This window comes from Pseudactinotalea terrae, assembly GCF_009733845.1.
GTDB lineage: Bacteria > Actinomycetota > Actinomycetes > Actinomycetales > Beutenbergiaceae > Pseudactinotalea > Pseudactinotalea terrae.
In genome coordinates this window covers 427,369-443,745 of record NZ_WNXZ01000003.1, presented here as the reverse complement: position 1 = coordinate 443,745, position 16,377 = coordinate 427,369, and the positions used below count along the sequence as shown (strand labels likewise).

Genomic DNA, 16,377 nt, shown 5'->3' with positions numbered 1-16,377 from the left:
GAGATTCTTTTTCGCGCCCTCGATCGGTGCGCGTCGCGTCACTCCAGCGTGGGTTCGTCACCGCGCACGACGGCGAGGATCTGCGCTCCGTAGGCCTCGATCTTCGTGGGCCCGATCCCGCGGAGGATCGCGAGCTGGCGCAGCTCGCGCGGTTGCGCCGCGGCGATCGCCACCAGCGTCGAGTCGTGGAGCACCGCGAAGGTCGGCTTGTCGATCTGGCCGGCGACCTGAGCCCGCCAGCTGCGGAGTCGCTCGTAGAGCTCGGGGTCGACATCCTGGGCGGCGAGCGCGGTGCGGGTCTCCCCGGTTCGCGCGTGCTTGGTCGAGCGACGACCGCTGGTGCTGGCCTCGGGCCAGATCCCGTCGAGGAAACGGGAACGGCGGCGGTTGCCGCGGCCACCGGCGGTGCGCGACCGCGCGAAGGAGAGCGTCAGGTGCTCGCGTGCCCGGGTGATGCCGACGTACAGCAGCCGGCGTTCCTCGGCGATCGCGTCGTCGCCCTCGGCGAGCGAGATCGGCAGCAGGCCCTCGCTCACGCCGGCGAGGAACACGGCGTCCCACTCCAGACCCTTCGCGGCGTGCAGGGAGGCGAGCGTGACGCCGTCGACGGTGGGAGCGTGCTGCGCCGCCGCCCGCTCGATCAGCTCGTCGACGAAGCCCTGCATGTCGGCGTCGCGGCTCGCGGCGATCTCGTCGGCGAGCAGCACCAGGGCGTTCAGCGACTCCCAGCGCTCGCGTGTGGCACCGCGCGCGGCCGGTGGCTCGTGCTGCCACCCCGCACCGGTGAGAACCGCGCGCACGTGCTCGGGCATCGTGCCGTCCAGCTGCGCGCGCGCGGCGCCGCGCAGCAGCACCATCGCGTCACGGACCTCGGCACGGGAGAAGAACCGCTCACCACCGCGGACCAGGTAGCCGATACCCGCCTGCGCGAACGCCTGCTCGAACACCTGCGACTGCGCGTTGGTCCGGTACAGCACGGCGATCTCGGCGGCCGGCACGCCCTCACGCTGCAGCGCGGCGATCCTGGTGGCGATGCCGCGCGCCTCGGCGTCGTCGTCGTCGTAGGTGTCGAAGGCGACCGGTCGACCGGAGGGGCGGCCGGCGATCAGCTCGACCGCGGCAGCGTTGCGGTGCCGACCGGCGCGCTCGAGCACCTCGTTGGCCAGGCGCACCACCTGCGGGGTGCTGCGGTAGTCCCGCACGAGCCGCACCACGGCTGCCTCGGGATGCCTGCGGCGGAAGTCGGTGAGGTAGCGCGGCGTCGCGCCGGTGAAGGAGTAGATCGTCTGGGAGACGTCTCCGACGACGCAGATCTCGTCGCGGTCCCCGAGCCACAGGTCGAGGAGCCGTTGCTGCAGCGGCGAGACGTCCTGGTACTCGTCGATGACGAAGTGCCGGTACTGGGTGCGCACCTGCGCCGCGACATCCTCCCGTTCGGCCAGGATGCCGACCGTGAGCAGCAGCACGTCCTCGAAGTCGATGACGCCGCGCTCGGACTTGGCCTCCTCGTAGACCGAGAGCAGCCGCGACACGGTCGTGAGGTCGTGACCGGCGGCATCGGTGCGCCCCGCCGCCGAGGCAGCACGCACGTAGTCGTCGGGGGTGACCATGCTGACCTTCGCCCACTCGACCTCGGCCGCGAGGTCGCGGATCGCGATCCGGTCGACCGCCAGCCCGAGCCGCCCTGCGGCCTCACCGATCAGCGGAGCCTTGTGCTCCGCGATGCGGGGGACACCGCCCCCGACCGCCTGGGGCCAGAAGTACGAGAGCTGTCGCAGCGCCGCCGCGTGGAACGTGCGGGCCTGCACCGCTCCGACTCCGAGATCCCGCAGCCGCGAGCGCATCTCACCGGCCGCACGAGCGGTGAAGGTGACCGCGAGGACCCGGCGGGGGTCGTAGCGCCCGGTGACGACGCCGTGCGCGATCCGGTAGGTGATCGCCCGGGTCTTGCCGGTGCCAGCCCCCGCGAGCACGCACAGCGGTCCGGACAGCGAGCTCGCGACCTCGCGCTGATCCGGGTCGAGCGCGGCGAGCAGCTCGTCAGCGGTGGGTGGAGCGCCCCCTGGTGAGGCGCTCGGTGCGGTTGTCGACATCGTTGCCGATTCTCTCAGGCCGCACCGACATGACCGCCCGGCGATCCACAGCCGCGGCGGGAACATCCACCCCGGTCGGTTGGTTGCTCCCGGCATGAGCACCACACCCGCTCCCGGCACCATCACGATGTACTCGACCACCTGGTGCGGCTACTGCCAGCGCCTCAAGTCACAGCTCAGCGGCGCAGGCATCGAGTACTCCGAGGTCAACATCGAGCAGCACCCCGATGCCGCTGCGTTCGTCGAGTCGGTGAACGACGGGAACCAGACCGTGCCGACCGTGCTCTTCCCGGACGGCTCGGCCGCCACCAACCCGTCGCTGAAGCAGGTCCAGCAGCGGTTGTCAGCCTGAGATCCAGGGCGTGGTCGGCCACTCCCGGCCGTACCAGTCGCGGATGAGGTAGTGCGCGATCGAGGTGGGACGCGGCAGCCGGATCGTGCCCGCGGTGAGCAGCTCGGTCAGCTCGTCGCGGGTCACGAACATCGCCTCGGTGACCTCGACGCCGTCGGGCCGGGGCTCGGTCGTGACCGCCCGGCCACGGAACCCGAGCATGAGCGACGCGGGGAACGGCCACGGCTGCGACCCCTGGTAGGTCACCTCACCCACCTCGATCGCCGTCTCCTCCGCGACCTCGCGTCGCACCGCTGCCTCGAGCGTCTCGCCGGGCTCGACGAACCCTGCCGGCACGGAGAACTGTGTCGCCGGCCACGCGACGCCGTGCCCGAGCAGCAGCCGGTCGTCGTCGTCGACGATCGCCATGATCACCGCGGCGTCGGTGCGCGGGTACTGCGCGCTGCCCTCCGCCGCGCACCGGCGTTCCCACCCGGCCAGCGCGATCGTGGTCGGGGCGCCGCAGCGGGGGCAGAACCGGTGCGAGCCATGCCAGTTGGCCATCGCGAGCGCCGCGGCGGCCAGCCCCGCGTCGCGTGGCTCGAGCTGCCAGCCCACGTCGCGCACGCTGATGCCCGACGGCGGACCCTGGGGGTCGTCGAGCGCTCGCCCTGGATCGGGCTCGGGCAGCCCGGTGCCGAGATCGGCCACATAGCTCCAGCCCTCCGCGTCGCGCCCGAGGTACGCCGCCTCGGCGCCGGCCTCGACGGCGGCACCGAGAGCGAGGCCGTGCTCGTCACCCGCGACCCGGCCGAGCCGGACGCGCAGCACGCGCAGCCGCGGGTCCGCGAGGATCGCCTCGATCCCCTCGCTCCGACGACGAGCGTCACGGTCGACAGTGCCTCTGCTCAACGGCAGCGCATCGGAATCCACGTGATCAACCTAAGCCGTGTGGCGGGCGGTGCCGGGGCAGCGCGCTCTGGTCCGACACGCGACCGGGCGGCTCAGCGCACGTAGCGGGAGGCTGACGGCGGGTCGCCGGCGAAGTCCCACCGGGTCTGCGTGGCGGACATCGCGTCGCGGATCACGGCCCGGCGGCGCACCGAGGCCGCGGCTGCCGCCGCCAGCGCGACCGGGTCGAACTGCTCCAGCAGCAGCGCGTGCAACCGCGCCACGTCGTCGGCTCGGTCGGGGTCCGCGGCCAGGTCGTGCCGCTCCCCCGGATCCGCTGCCAGGTCGAAGAGCTGGCGATCGTGGCCGTGCACGTACACGTACTTCAAGGTCCCGGAGCGGACCATGTAGCCCGACGCGTGCACCTTCTCCACGTGGTACTCCGAGAACACGGCGTCCCGGTGCCACGCCTCGCCGTCGAGCAGCGGCACGAGGCTGGCGCCGTGCATCGGCGTGCGGCTCGCCTCGGGTACTCGCGCCAGGTCGAGCAACGTGGGGGCCAGGTCGACCAGCGTGACCGGCTCGGCACACCGCCGTCCGAGCCTCTCACCGGGACGGGCGATCAGGAGCGGCACCCGCACGGACCACTCGTAGAAGCACCGCTTCTGCACCATCCGGCGCTCGCCGAGCATGTCACCGTGGTCCGCGGTCACGACCACCACGGTGGCCGCGCCCTGCCCGGTCTCCTCGACGGCGTCGAGCATCTCGCCGATCTTGGTGTCCACGTAGGTGACGAGGGCGTAGTAGGCGCGTCGCAGCGCGCGCAGCGCCTCGGGGTCGGTCAGGTCCACGCCGCCCGTGTCGTGGGCCTCGTTGAGCCAGCGGTCCAGGGCGTTGACGGGCAGGTCCGGCTCCGGCTCGGGGATCTCGACCTCGACATCGGCGTAGCCGTCCCACATCTGCTGCGTCACCTGGAACGGGTCGTGCGGGTTGTGCAGCGACGCCACCAGCAGCCACGGGGCGCCCTCGCCTGCACTCGCCGCCAGCGCCCGTTCCCGGATGAAGTCGACGGCGTGGTGGGTGGTCTCCTCGTCGTAGGCCAGGAAGCGCGTCCAGGTGCGGACCCCCACGGCTGGTGGGACGTAGTCATGGGCATGCCCGCCGCGCGGGAACCGGCCCTCGGCGTCCACCTCGGGCAGCCAGTCGAACCCCGCAGGAAAGATGTCCGGGTTGAGGCGCTCCGCGAAACCGTGCCGCTGGTCCGGGCCGACGAAGTGCATCTTCCCGGTCAGGGCGGTCCGGTAGCCGGCCACGTCGAGGTAGTGGGCGAACGTGGGCCGGTCGGCGGGGAACAGTGCGGCGTTGTCGTAGCAGCCGAACGACGAGGCGTGCTCGCCGGTCAGCATCGCCGCGCGTGCCGGCGCGCACAGCGGGTAGGGCGTGTAGGCGGCGTCGAAGGTGACGCCCCGGGCGGCCAGCCGGTCCAGGTTCGGGGTGCGCACGACCGGGTCGCCGTAGGGCCCGGTCAGGAACGGCACCAGCTGGTCGGCCATGATCACGAGGATGTTCGGCTGCTGCGCGGGAGCGCCGCCTGGTGCGTGGGGGGCCACGGTGCCCTTTCTCGGGTCGAGCCGCCGCCGGACTCGGGTCTCGGCGGCTATGAGATCGTTCCCATGTCATGGTGCCGCTCTTCGCCCGTGCGCACAAGCCGGGGCGTGTCAGCAGGGCCGGACGCGGAGCGGGCCCGTAGGTTGGGTCCGTGCCCGAGCAACCGCGCACCCCGCTCGCCCTCGCTGCCCTCGCGACGATCGCCAAACCTGGCCTCGACGTTGTCGCGACGCAGCCGCCGCGCGAACCAGGGGCTGACTTCGACGTCGTCGGCATCGTGGACTCCGAGGACCGGCGCTGGATCGTCCGCTCACCGCGGCATGCCGCTGCGGGTGCGGCCATGGAGGGCGAGGTCGCTCTGCTCGGCGAGCTCGCCGACGCCGTGGACCGGGGCCTGCTGCCGTTCGACGTCCCTCGGCCCGCCGGCTTCGCGCCGCTGCCCGAGGGCGGCCGGGCGATGATCTACCCCGAGCTCGTGGGTCGACCGCTCGACGCCGCGGCGCTGCGCCCCGACTCCCCGCTGCTGCGCAACGTCGCCCGCGCGATCGCCGCGCTCCACGGGCTCTCAGGCGCGGTCGTGCGCACAGCGGGCCTGCCCGACTACGACGCCGACAGCTACCGCCGGCGCCGGCTGGCCGAGGTGGACGAGGCCGCTCGCACGGGACACCTGCCCACGCGGCTGCTCCGCCGCTGGGAGCACGCGCTCGAGGACGTCTCGTTGTGGCGGTTCGCCACCACGCCGGTCCACGGTGACCTCGCGGGTGAGCACATCCTCGTCGACGGCCGGCAGGTCGTCGGGTTCGTCGACTGGTCCGACGCCTGCGTGGCAGATCCGGCCGACGATCTCGCCTGGCTGCTCGCGACCACCTCGCCCGAAGCCGCTGTCGCCGCGATGCAGCACTACGCCGAGGCACGCGACGGCGCGCTCGACGAGGCGTTCAGCCATCGCGTCACGCTCGCCGGCGAGCTGGCGGTCGCCCGTTGGCTGATGCACGGCGTGCGGATCCGCTCCGACGAGGTCATCGAGGACGCGATCGACATGCTCCGCGAGCTCGACGCGGCCGTGGCCGACGCACCGCCGATCGGTCGGGTGGAGCCGGCACCGCTGCCCAGCGCCGAGGACGGGGATCGGGAGTCCGAGCCGCTCGACGGCGAGCAGGACGATGACGAGCAGGGCGAGGAGGAGCCGGACGACGCACCGCCGTCGTTCCAGCCCAGCTCGGGCGAACGCACCCGCCCCGTCATCACCCGTGGGCACGCAGCGCACCCGGACGACAACCCGACGAGCGAGCTGCCGATCAGGGACTGACGCGACCCGCCGTCAGCTCCTCGAGCACCTCGGTGACCTGGCTCGGGTCGGCGTCATCGGCCTCGATCGTCACGTTCGCGGCCACGTGGTGGAACGAGGCTCGGACGTTCTCCAGCGGCACCTCCCGGTACCGCGCCCAGGCGAGCCGGTAGAGCACCAGCTGCAGCCGCTTGGCGCGCAGGTCGTCGGGGTCCGAGGGCGGCGGGCCGGTCTTCCAGTCGACCACGTGGTACCGGTCGGGACCGTCGTCGAACACCGCATCGATGCGGCACCGCACAGTCATCCCGGCGATCGGGGTGTCCACGTCGGCCTCGACCATCACCGGGACCCGGTGCGCCCACTCCGAGGCGAGGAACGCAGCGATCAGCGCATCGAGCTCGGGCTCAGCACCCATCTCGGCGTCGTCGGCGCCGGGCAGCTCGTCGGTGTCGAGCAGGGCCTGCGTGCCGAAGTGCTGCTCCACCCAGGCGTGGAACCTGGTTCCGCGCCGCGCCGCCACGCTCGGTCGGCGCGGGATCGGCCGGCGGCGATCCCGCAGGAACCGCTCCCGGTCGGCGCCGAGCGACACGATCGCCGAGGCCGACAGGTGCACCGGCGTGGCCGCGCCCACGGCGAGCGAGGAGTCACGCTCGGCGAGCAGCAGCTCGGCGTCGTGCCACCAGCGCCGGGTGGTCTCGTCCTGCAAGGGGCTCACCTCGGCCAGCCCGGCGAGCCTGTCCGCCGACGGCGGAGCGGGCCAGGGTGCCGAGATCACCTGATCATGGGTGGGGTTGGACTCGTGCGCGGGCCGCTCGGGCCAGTCCGGCCCGACCTCGACCACGCCGGCGTCGATCAGCTCGGTGAGGAACAGCGAGGCCGTCGCCAGGCTCTTGCCGTCCCGCCAGAACGAGCCGAGCAGCAACAGCTCCTGGCGTGCCCGGGTGAGCGCGACGTAGGCAAGCCGGCGCTCCTCGGTGAGCTCGCGCGCACCCTCGCGCTCCTTGAAGTCGTCGATGACCGCGCCGAGCTCCTTGGCGGTGGTAGCGAGCTCGAGCTCGAGCTCGGGCAGGTGGGCGCGGTCGCCACGCAGCACGTAGGGCAGCGTCGAGGCACCCGAGAGCCATCCCGACCCCTTGCGGGCACCTGCCTTGGTGGGGGCCGTCGTCGGGAAGGTGCCCTCGACGAGGCCCGGGACCACCACGACGTCCCACTCCAGACCCTTGGAGGCGTGGACGGTCATCAGCTGGACCGCGCTCGGGTCGGGCTCTGCCTCGGCGACGTCGAGGCCGCGCTCCTCCTCGAGGGCGGCGTCGAGCCACGCGAGGAACGCGCCGAGGCTGCGGTCCTCGGCGTCTCCGGAGAAGCGGGAGGCGACGGCGGTGAGCTCGTCGAGGTTGCGGCGCGCTTCACCCACCGGACCCGGTCGCTGAGCCGCCACCTCGATGTCGAGCCCGAGCACGTGCTCGGCCGTCGTCACGAGCTCGGGCAGGGACAGGTAGCTGAGCGAGCGCAGCGCGCGCAGCGCACCGGCGAGCCTGGCCAGCCGCGAGCGTGCGGCCCCGGTGAGCTCCCGGCCCCGCGGGTCCCGCCAGCCGGGAGGCGGCAGCTGGTCGATCGCCTCCACGATGCTGGCGAGCTCGGCGGGTTCGCGGACCGCCGGGGCCTCGGCCTCCGGCAGGTCGTCCTCCCGCCGATCGGTGCGCCGCCGGGTGCGGGCCTGCGCCGACGCCCACTCCCCCAGCGCGAGCAGGTCGCTCGCGCCCAGGTCCACGGAGGGACCGGTCAGCAGCCGCATCAGCGCGTCACCGCGGCCCGGGTCGTGGACGACGATCAGCGCCGACCAGATGTCCGTGACCTCGGGCGTGTGCAGCAGCCCGGCCAGACCCACGACCTGCACGGGGATGCCGCGCGCCTCCAGCGCGGCCGCGATCGGGGCGAACTGGCTGCGCTTGCGGCACAGCACCGCGGCGCTCGGGGGCTCGCCGGCCGCACGCACGCGCTGCAGGTGGTCCGCCACCGCCTCCGCCTCCGCCGGGATCGTCTCGAGGAATCGGGCGATCACGCGCCCGGGGCCGGCCCCCTCGCGGGTCTGCAGCACCGGCACGTCGCCGGCGGCCTGGGCCCGCAGCGGTGCGGCCACCGTGTTGGCGGCGTCGAGCACCGCGGCATCGTTGCGCCACGCGGTGCTCAGTGTCGCGGTGGCCGCGGGCTCGCCGCTCGCGTGGTGGAACGTGGCCGGGAAGTCGAACAGCGTGCCGGCTGCGGCACCCCGCCAGCCGTAGATGGCCTGGTGCGGGTCGCCGACAGCGGTCACGGGGTGGCCGCCGCGAAACAGCGCGGACAGGAGCGCGACCTGGGCGATGGAGGTGTCCTGGTACTCGTCGAGCAGCACCACCCGGTACCGGCCCCGCTCGGCGCGACCGACCTCAGGCACCTCGGCGGCGATGCGTGCGGCGAGCCGCACCTCCTCGCCGAAGTCGATCAACCCTCGTTCGTGCTTGCGCTCGATGAAGGCGGACACCAGGTCCATCAGCTGCGCGCGGGTGCGGAGCGCGGCCGCGGCCCTGAACGCGTCGGAGGACTTGGTGGGCTGGAGCTCCTCGATCGCCTCGGCAACGGCGTCCATCTCCTGGCGCGCGGTGGCCGGGTCGACGCCGTGCTCGTTGAGCTCCGCCTCGAGCGCCGTCACACCATCGACGAGCGTGCTGGCCTTGTAGCCGGTCTCGATGTCACCGGCCCAGCTGGTCACGATCTCGTCGGCAAGCTGGAACCGGCCCGCGTCGCCGATGTGCGTGGCGTCAGGTGGGAATCCCAGCCGCAGCGCGTGGTCGCGCACGATCGCGCCCGCGTAGGAGTTGTACGTCGCGATCCGCGGTCGTTCCTCGACGTCGATCTCGGCGCCCGCGGCGCGCACCTCGCGGATGCGCCGGCGCACCCGGTCGGCGAGCTCGGCCGCGGCCTTGCGTGTGAACGTCAGCCCCAGCACCTCGCCGGGTTCCACCAGGGCGTTGGCCAGCAGATAGACCACTCGCGACGCCATCGTGGCGGTCTTGCCCGACCCGGCGCCGGCCACCACCAGCATCGGCGACAGCGGCGCCTCGATCACCGCCGCCTGCTCCGGGGTGGGCGGCGGCTGCCCGGTCACCTCCGCGATCCGCGCGGCGCTCCAGGCGATCTCCTGCTCGACGGCGTCGTTCACCGCTGGCCCTCCCGCCCCCTGGGAACCACTCGGCCACCCTCGGGCTGCACGGGGCACGAGGTGCGCACCTGGCAGTAGCCGCACATCGGGTTCTGCTGCGCCGGGAACTCACCGGAGGTGAGCGTGCGCACCGTCTGGGCGATCAGCTCGTGCGCCCAGCCCGGCTCGGCATCGGCCGGCAACGGGTTCTGGTGCCGCAGCCCCGGTCCGCGCGCCCCGGTGCCGAGGTAGACCAGCGAGCCGCCCTGAGGCTGCGCATCCCCGAACGCCCCGTGCTCGACGGCGAGCTGATAGCTCCCGAGCTGCGCGTGCCTCGCCGTCTGCTCGGCCGTGGGAGGCGACGCACCGGTCTTGAGGTCGATGACCCGCAGCCCCTCGGGCGTGCGCTCCACCCGGTCCATGCGGCCCCGCACCTGGGCACGACCGCCGTCGACATCGATCTCGACATCGAAGTCGGCCTCGACGTCGACCGGCTCGGGGTGGTCGGCCAGATACACCGAGAGACGCCGGACCATCTCCTCGGCGCGGGCTCGTTCCTGCCGCGACACCCACGCGTCATCGAGCCCGATCTCGTGCCAGCGGCGCGCGAGCTCGGCCCGGAGCTCGGAGTGGGTGCCGTGCGGGAGCTCGGCAGCGATCTCGTGGATGAGGTTGCCGACGTTCTGCGCCTGCGAGCTCGGCTTGCGGCCGCCGGCGGTGCTCAGCGCCCAGTGCAGGGGACATGAGGTGGCCTTCTCCACGGCGGACGGCGAGATCGGCACGGCCTGCGCGGGATCGTGGGCGGGCGCGCTCGTGGTGGGTGCGAGCCGGTCGGGCCAGCGCGCAGGGTCGGCGTGCTCGACGCCGTTCTGCCGCAGGTGCTCGAGCACGCGCAGCGCGGCCGCGGCCCGCTCGTCCGGGCCGTGCAGCTCCGCACGGAGCTCGCCCACCAGCCCGCGCAGGTCGAGCGCGGCGGTCACCGACGTGAGTCTCGGCAGCCCGGTCGTGCCACCCAGCCCATCGGTGCTCGGCGGCAGCAGCGCCTCGTAGAAGCTGGACGGCCGGGCGTCGGTGTCGAGCACCGCGGTGAGCAGCAGCGCGCGACGGGCGCGCGAGCACGCGGCCACGAAAGCCCGGAGCTCATCGGCGAGCACGCCGGCCCGGGCCGAGCGGAGCACCTCGGCCATGCCTGCGTCGTCGTCACGCCGGAGGCCGGTGTCGCGCGAGGTGGTGATGTCGGCGAGCTGCTGCGCGCCGAGCAGCGTGTCGCGGATGCGCAGGTCGGGCCAGGAGTCCTCCTGGACGCCCGCCACGACCACCAGGTCCCACTCGCCACCCGCTGCGCTCGCGGCGGTGTGGACCACGACGGTCTCGGAGTCCTCACCGCGAGCCGCCAGCGTGTCGGCCGCGAAGTCCTGCGTGGCCAGGTGGGCGAGGAACGTGCTCGGGTCGGCACCGGTGGTGCGGTCGGTGAACTGCTCGGCAGCCGTGAACAGCGAGACCACCGCGTCGAGATCGGCATCGGCGCGATCGGCGGCGGCGCCGCCCGCGAGCGCCCGCTGCTGCCACTCCTCGGCCAGCCCGGAGGCATCCCACATCGCCCACAGTGCCATCTCGGTGCTGCGCGGATCCTCCGCGAGGGCGGCACGGCCGGCGTCGAGGACAGCGGCCACCGAGGTCGCCGCCGCGTGCAGGCGTGGCGGCAGGTCGTCGAGGGCGTCGTCGCCACGGTCGCTGCTGAACAGCCGCGGGAGGAGCTCGTCGGAGGGGGTGCCGGCGCCGTCGCGCTGCCGCAGCACGCGCCGCAGCGACCGCATCGACACGGCATCGAGCCCGCCGAGCGGCGAGAGCAGCAGGGCTGCTGCGGCCTCGGTGTCGATCTCGTCGTCGATGACGCACCGCAGCGCCACGAGGAACGGCCGGACCGCCGGTTCCTCGCGCAGCGGCCGGTCGGGGGTGGCTGCCGCGAGCGGGATCCCGGCGGTGCGCAGGCCGCGCCGGATCTCCCCCACCCGCGCGCCCGTGCGCACGATCACGGCCATCTGGGACCACCGCACCCCGTGATGCAGGTGCGCGATCCGCAGCTGGAGCGCGATGCCGGCGACCTCCTGCGCAGCGGTGGGCAGCAGCAGGTGGCGGACGGGTTCGACCGGCAGCGGCTCCTCCTGCGCTCCGGGCGCCGCTCGGCGGCGCCGCTCCTCTCCGAGCGCGGGGAGCATCGCCGTGAGGCGCTGCACGGCCTCACGCAGCCGCGGCCCGTGCCGGTAGCTCGTGCCGAGCACGTGCACCTGCGCGCCGAGCCCACCATCGACCGAGCCGAACGCCCGGGTGGCGGCGTCGAGCAACGCCGGCTGCCCACCGCGGAAGGCCTGGACCCCGCGATCGGGGTCGCCGAGAACGCTGACGCGGGCGCCGTCATCGGCGAGAGCGGTCAGCAGCCGCGCCGTGGCGAGGGTGGCATCCTGGTAGTCGTCGTGGAGGACGAGCGACCAGCGTGGCCGGGTCTCCTCCGACAACTCCGAGGCCCAGGTCCGCAGCGCGACGACGGCCTGGTCCACGATCGTGGCGGCGTCGTAGCGGGCACCGCGATCGGGGGTGAGCTCGCCCAGCGTCATCACGTCGCCGTACTCGGCGAGCAGCCGCCCCGCCGCGCACCACTCGGGGCGGTCGTGGCGGCGGCCCAGCTCGTCCAGGCCCTCGCCGTCGAGCCCTGCCTCGGCCGCTCGCATGAGCAGGTCGCGCAGCTCGGCGCGGAAGGCCGGCAGCCGCAGCGTCTCGGGACCGATCCGCTCGGGCCAGGTGATCGGGACGCCCTCGCCGCCGAGATGGCCGGCGATGAGATCGGCGAGCACCGTGTCCTGCTCGGGACCGGAGACCAGCGTGGGCGGCGGCTCGCCACGGTGGCTCGCGCGCAGCCGCAGGATGGCGTACGCGAGCGAGGCTGGTGTGCGGACCAGCACCTGCCCGGTGGTGCGGTCGAGACGGCGGGCGAGCTCGTCGCGCAACCGGCCCGCGCGCTGCCGGGTGGGGACCATCAGCAGCGCCGACTCCGGCGGGTGGTCTGCGCTCCACGCGACGAAGGTCTCGAGCGCGGTCGTGGTCAGGCCGGTGCCGGGTGCGCCCAGGACCACGTGGTTCCCGCCCGCCAGGATCGCATCGCGAGCACCGCGCTGATCGGCGTCGAGCGCGATGAGCTGCTCGGCAGTCCCCCCGAGCAGGTCCGGGACGGCGGTCTGGGTCACCACGGCATCAGATCACAGGCCGCCGACACTCATGGGTGGGGCCAGCCGTTCGGGGCGCAGCCGTCGAGGTTGATGCTCTGCTGAACCATCACCGGGGCCGGCTCGCCGGGGACCGGGCAGCTCTCGTGCGGGTGGCCCAGCAGGTGACCGACCTCGTGGTTGACCAGGTACTGGCGGTAGGAGGTGAGGTCGCCGCCGCCCTCGGTCCAGGCGTCCGCGCCGAACACCCAGCGGTCCGCGTTCAGCGCGGCGTGCCCGTAGCGGCCGCAGGACCACCTGCCGTTCGTGGCCAGCGGTGCGCACATCTCATCGACCGTGGCAGGCGTGGCGAGGACCACCCGGATGTCTGCCTCGCCGTCGGTCCGAGCGAACCGGACCGAGCCGTCGGCGCCCCAGCCGCGCGGGTCGTTGAGCACCGTCATCACGAATGTCGCGAACGCCTCGTTGTCGACGTCGAGACCCTCCTCGACCTCCACCCGCACGGTCTGCACCGCCGCCGCGCCCGCGGGCGCCTCGGCGGCGCCGGGCACGATCCGCAGCACCCCGGTGCTGGCATCGGGCACCCGGCGCACCCGCACGCCCGCCAGCAGGTCTGCCTCCTGCTCGGCGCTGAGAGTGAGCGAGCTCGTGGGCAAGGACGGCGAGGAGGTGGACAGCGTGACGGGCTCGCTCGGCGTGACCTCCGCCGTCGTGCGGCCGCTTGGGGCCGTGACCGAGGAGAACACGACGGGAGCCAGCATGATGCCCGCCACGAGCGAGACGAGAAGGACGGCGGCAGCGAGCACCACGCGTCGAGACATGTGTCCATCGTGTCAGGAATGGATGCCTACGATGGCACCGGGTCGAGGTGCGACCCGCTTGACGGAAGGAACACGCGTGGAGATCAGCATCGGCGTCCGGGACATCGCGCGCGAGATCACGCTGGAGGTCGAGGGCGAGGCCGACGACATCGTGGCCAACGTCACCGACGTCCTCGCCAAGGCCGCCAAGGGCGACACCGCAGCCGTGCTGGACCTCACCGACGAGAAGGGCAACCGGACGATCGTGCCGGCCAGCGCTCTCGGGTACGTGCAGATCGGTGCGAACGAGCCCCGGCGTGTGGGGTTCGGCACGCTCTGAGCGGCTGAGCGCCCGCTGGCCGTAGGATGGGGCTCGACCAGGCTGCCCGGTCGCCCACTCGGAACGGCACGCCTCACCCCCTCGAGCTCCGGCTCGAGAGACCTTTCGCGATCGGCTGCCACCACGAGGTGACGGATCGCTGTGCTCTCAGCCAGCGTGTCGCCGCGACCGAAGGCACACATGACCGAATCCCTCGACGAGATCGTCGCGGACACCACCGAGGTGGAGCTGTCCGACCCGCACGCCGAAGTTCCTGCGACATTCGCTGACTTCAAGGTCTCCGAACCGATCGTTCGCGCACTCTCGGACGTCGGCATCACCCACCCGTTCCCGATCCAGGCGCTGACCCTCCCGGTCGCCCTGTCCGGGCACGACATCATCGGCCAGGCCAAGACCGGCACCGGCAAGACCCTCGGCTTCGGCATCCCGCTGCTCCAGCGCGTGGTCGGGCCGGGCGAGGACGGCTGGGACACGCTGCCCGAGGCAGGCAAGCCGCAGGCCGTGGTGATCGTCCCCACCCGTGAGCTCGCGGTCCAGGTCGCCGGCGACCTGGGCACCGCCGCCCGGCACCGCAGCGTGCGCGTACTGCAGGTGTACGGAGGCCGCGCGTACGAGCCGCAGATCGAGGCGCTGCAGCGCGGCGTCGAGGTCGTGGTCGGCACCCCCGGCCGCATGATCGACCTCCTCAAGCAGCGCCACCTCAACCTGTCCAAGGTCAAGGTCCTCGTGCTCGACGAGGCCGACGAGATGCTCGACCTGGGCTTCCTTCCCGACGTCGAGACGTTGCTGGCAGCCACGCCGCCGAACCGCCACACGATGCTGTTCTCGGCCACCATGCCCGGCCCGGTCATCGCGATGGCACGCCGCTACATGAGCCGGCCCACGCACATCCGTGCGCAGGACCCCGACGACGACGGCAGCAAGACCGTCAGCGCGGTCACCCAGTTCGTCTACCGCGCGCACGCCCTGGACAAGGTCGAGGTGCTCGCCCGCATCCTGCAGGCCAAGGACCGCGGTCTCACGATCGTGTTCACGCGCACCAAGCGCACGGCCGCCAAGGTCGCGGAGGACCTGACCGAGCGCGGCTTCGCGGCCGCCGCGATCCACGGCGACCTCGGCCAGGGTGCGCGCGAGCAGGCGCTGCGCGCATTCCGCAACGGCAAGGTCGACGTGCTGGTCGCCACCGACGTGGCTGCCCGCGGCATCGATGTCGACGACGTCACGCACGTCGTCAACTACCAGTGCCCCGAGGACGAGAAGACCTACCTGCACCGCATCGGGCGCACCGCCCGCGCGGGCAACACCGGCACCGCGGTGACGTTCGTCGACTGGGACGACGTGCCCCGCTGGGGACTCATCGACAACCAGCTCGGCCTCAACCGGGGCGAGCCGGTCGAGACCTACTCCTCCTCGCCGCACCTGTACAGCGACCTCGGCATCGCCGAGGGCACCAAGGGGCGCCTCCCGCGCAGCGAGCGCACCCGCTCCGGCCTCGGAGCCGAGACCCTCGAGGACCTCGGTGAGACCGGCAAGGGCGCAGGACGTGGCGCAGGCGCCCGTGACCGTGGTCGTGGTCGCGACGGCGGCCGTGACGGCGGTCACGACCGTGGTGGCCGTGGTGGCCGCGGCGGCCGTCCTGGCCAGGGCGGCGAGAAGCGCTCCGAGGGCGGCAACCGCCCAGCCGAGCAGAGCGAGCGACCCGCGGGCGAGGGCGCACCGCGGCGCCGTCGTCGTCGTCGCACCCGTGGCGGCAACGCTGCCGAGGGTGCAGCACAGACGCAGAACGACTGAGCCGCGGCTCGCCCGCCCGCTCGGTGCCGCCGAGCGGGTGGGCGAGCGCCTGCCCACCTCCCGTAGCGTGGGACAGGTGTCACCACAGCACCCGACGGCGGCGCGAGCCCAGGTCCTTCTCGACCTCCTCGAGCTGGTGGTCGCCGTCCGCCCGCGCGAGCGTGCGATCGTGGGCATCGACGGCCCCGACGGCGTCGGCAAGTCGACGCTGACGGCCGAGCTGCTGGCGCTGGCCCCCGTGGTCGCGAGCCGTGAGGTGCTGGGCGTGAGCGTCGACGGCTTCCACCACCCTCGCGACGTCCGCTACGCGCACGGTCGCGACGCCGCGAGCTACTACGAGCACGCGTTCGACTACGAGGCGCTGCGGCGGCACGTGCTCGAGCCGTTCCGGGCCGGCCGAGAGATCGTCCCGGCGGTGCACGACGTCGCCACGGATGATCGCGTCTTCCCCGACCCGGTCGAGCCCTCCGGCGACGCGGTCCTGCTCGTGGAGGGGGTGTTCCTGCAGCGCCCGGAGCTCCAGCAGGAGTTCGACGAGGTGCTGCTGGTGACGGCGGATCCCGAGGTCACGGTCCCCCGCGGCAACGCCCGGTTCGGCCGCCCGGCCGCCGAGGACGACCCCGACCACCCGGCCAACGCCCGGTACGTGGGCGCCCAGCGCCGCTACGCGTTCGAGCTGCGGACCCACGGGCAGGTCTGGCCGACGTGGATCCTCGACAACACCGATCTCAGCCGGCCCCAGCTGGTCTCCGTCGATATCGAGGAAGAGCTGGAGCTACCGTTGTGCCGGCGCAAGCCGCTGCCGTGACACGCGAGGCGCACGCCCGACAGGGCTG

Annotated in this window: 11 protein-coding genes; 5 read left to right on the top strand and 6 right to left on the bottom strand. The window is 73.3% G+C overall.

All coding sequences use genetic code 11. From position 1 onward, the window contains the following. Nucleotides 1–38: 38 nt before the first annotated feature. Entirely contained in the window at nt 39–2,093 is a 2,055-nt protein-coding gene (locus GPA03_RS12850; RefSeq protein ID WP_156252392.1) for an ATP-dependent helicase, read from the bottom strand. Nucleotides 2,094–2,187: 94 nt separating this feature from the next. Between GPA03_RS12850 and GPA03_RS12845 the strand changes: the two genes are divergently transcribed. Then, on the top strand, nt 2,188–2,445 hold the full coding sequence (locus tag GPA03_RS12845; protein ID WP_156252391.1) for a mycoredoxin: 258 nt from the start codon (nt 2,188–2,190) through the stop codon (nt 2,443–2,445). Here GPA03_RS12845 and nudC read toward each other — a convergent pair. Further along, a complete protein-coding gene (gene nudC, locus GPA03_RS12840) occupies nt 2,437–3,357 on the bottom strand; it encodes an NAD(+) diphosphatase (protein ID WP_156252390.1) in 921 nt (306 codons plus the stop codon). The two genes, GPA03_RS12845 and nudC, sit on opposite strands and share 9 nt — an antisense overlap. A 71-nt stretch (nt 3,358–3,428) precedes the next feature. After that, nucleotides 3,429–4,925: a choline-sulfatase gene (betC, locus tag GPA03_RS12835; protein ID WP_156252389.1), complete on the bottom strand. Its 1,497-nt coding sequence runs from the start codon at nt 4,923–4,925 to the stop codon at nt 3,429–3,431. 149 nt (nt 4,926–5,074) lie between these two features. Between betC and GPA03_RS12830 the strand changes: the two genes are divergently transcribed. Beyond that, entirely contained in the window at nt 5,075–6,232 is a 1,158-nt protein-coding gene (locus GPA03_RS12830) for a phosphotransferase (RefSeq protein WP_206673543.1), read from the top strand. Here the strand turns inward: GPA03_RS12830 and GPA03_RS12825 are convergent. Genes GPA03_RS12825 through GPA03_RS12815 form a run of 3 tightly spaced genes read right to left on the bottom strand, consistent with a single transcriptional unit; the run spans nt 6,222 to nt 13,431 of the window. Next, a complete protein-coding gene (locus GPA03_RS12825) occupies nt 6,222–9,410 on the bottom strand; it encodes an ATP-dependent DNA helicase (RefSeq protein ID WP_156252388.1) in 3,189 nt (1,062 codons plus the stop codon). The two genes, GPA03_RS12830 and GPA03_RS12825, sit on opposite strands and share 11 nt — an antisense overlap. Beyond that, complete coding sequence (locus GPA03_RS12820) at nt 9,407–12,631, bottom strand: ATP-dependent DNA helicase (RefSeq protein ID WP_241681283.1); 3,225 nt, start codon at nt 12,629–12,631, stop codon at nt 9,407–9,409. Before GPA03_RS12820 ends, GPA03_RS12825 begins: the two co-directional genes overlap by 4 nt. A 29-nt stretch (nt 12,632–12,660) precedes the next feature. Beyond that, nucleotides 12,661–13,431: a DUF3152 domain-containing protein gene (locus GPA03_RS12815; protein ID WP_156252387.1), complete on the bottom strand. Its 771-nt coding sequence runs from the start codon at nt 13,429–13,431 to the stop codon at nt 12,661–12,663. Between the two features lie 76 nt (nt 13,432–13,507). Between GPA03_RS12815 and GPA03_RS12810 the strand changes: the two genes are divergently transcribed. The 3 genes from GPA03_RS12810 (at nt 13,508) to GPA03_RS12800 (ending at nt 16,349) form a co-directional block, all read left to right on the top strand. Further along, nucleotides 13,508–13,750, top strand: a complete 243-nt coding sequence (locus tag GPA03_RS12810; RefSeq protein WP_156252386.1) for a DUF3107 domain-containing protein — start codon at nt 13,508–13,510, stop codon at nt 13,748–13,750. A 180-nt stretch (nt 13,751–13,930) separates the two neighbouring features. After that, nucleotides 13,931–15,541, top strand: coding sequence for a DEAD/DEAH box helicase (locus tag GPA03_RS12805; protein WP_156252385.1), 1,611 nt, complete (start codon nt 13,931–13,933; stop codon nt 15,539–15,541). A gap of 76 nt (nt 15,542–15,617) precedes the next feature. After that, complete coding sequence (locus GPA03_RS12800) at nt 15,618–16,349, top strand: nucleoside/nucleotide kinase family protein (protein WP_241681282.1); 732 nt, start codon at nt 15,618–15,620, stop codon at nt 16,347–16,349. The last annotated feature ends 28 nt before the right edge of the window (nt 16,350–16,377 follow it).